A 971-nucleotide genomic window follows, 5' to 3' on the forward strand; every position below is an offset into this window, starting at 1 on the left:
TCAAACTGCTTCTTGAAGGCTTGCAAGCCTTCCTGAACCAAGTCATAGGTCTTATCGATATTCTCGGCAATCTCACCTTCTAACACTCCTAATCCATCGAGTATCTCGCGTGCTTCAGAAAATCCGGTATCAATACCACCGCTAATAATATCGACAAACTTTTCGACTTGCTCACTCTCGTTCAATTCAGGGTGTTGTTGTTGATAAAGTGGAAACAGGCTAGTCGAGAAATTAACAATCCGGCCCGCTGTCGCTTCGGGTGAGACGTCCAGGCCTTGCTCATAACCGGACTGGATTGAGTTTTCGCCAAAGTCACCTTCTAGCTCTTTATTGATCGCATCGATAGCGGTCTGATAAAGCAGGCTCATAGGTTCGTTCTTGACGCTGAGGCTAACTTCGTAGTTAGCATTCAACACGGCAGCATTGAATTCTTTGCGAAGGGCCTCTACTTGACCAATTTGCTCTGTGCCATCACTTTGCGGTGAAGACCTTGCGTCACTAGAAGTAGTTTTTTCAGGTACGGACGATATATTAAGTCGGGTGTCGATTTGGCTAACAGGCATATGAACACTCCTCAGTAGCGGTAGGTCTTGATTAATTATTGACCAGTGCGTGGGGAGCAGCAAGCAAAACTTGGTAAGTATTTGTTCCTTATAGATGGCTAGCTGAGGCTATTGAGAAAACTTTTTTCGAAGGCGGGACAGGCTAACGGGCGTCATGCCGAGAAACGAGGCGATATGGTATTGGGGGATGCGCTCCAGGAAGTGAGGGTATTCTTTACAAAACCACTTGTAACGTTGTTCACCGTTATTGAGTAGCCGCTTGGCATCGCGTTTAGCATTGCGTACGAAGAGTTCATGCATAAAGGTGATTTCGAAACGTAATAACTCGGGATCATCATAACCATAGGAATGAAATTGATGGTAGTTCGCGACAACAAGGCTGGCGGGTTCGAGTGCTTGAATATAATA

1 protein-coding gene and 1 pseudogene are annotated in these 971 nt (G+C 45.7%); both read right to left on the minus strand.

What is annotated here, in order from left to right:
- Positions 1–563: DUF5610 domain-containing protein (locus A3757_RS01215; RefSeq protein WP_068739024.1), on the minus strand; the 563-nt coding region annotated here is incomplete at its 3' end.
- A 108-nt stretch (positions 564–671) separates the two neighbouring features.
- Positions 672–971: pseudogene (locus A3757_RS26050) on the minus strand (Crp/Fnr family transcriptional regulator); the annotation flags it as partial.

This window comes from Oleiphilus sp. HI0117 (genome assembly GCF_001635235.1).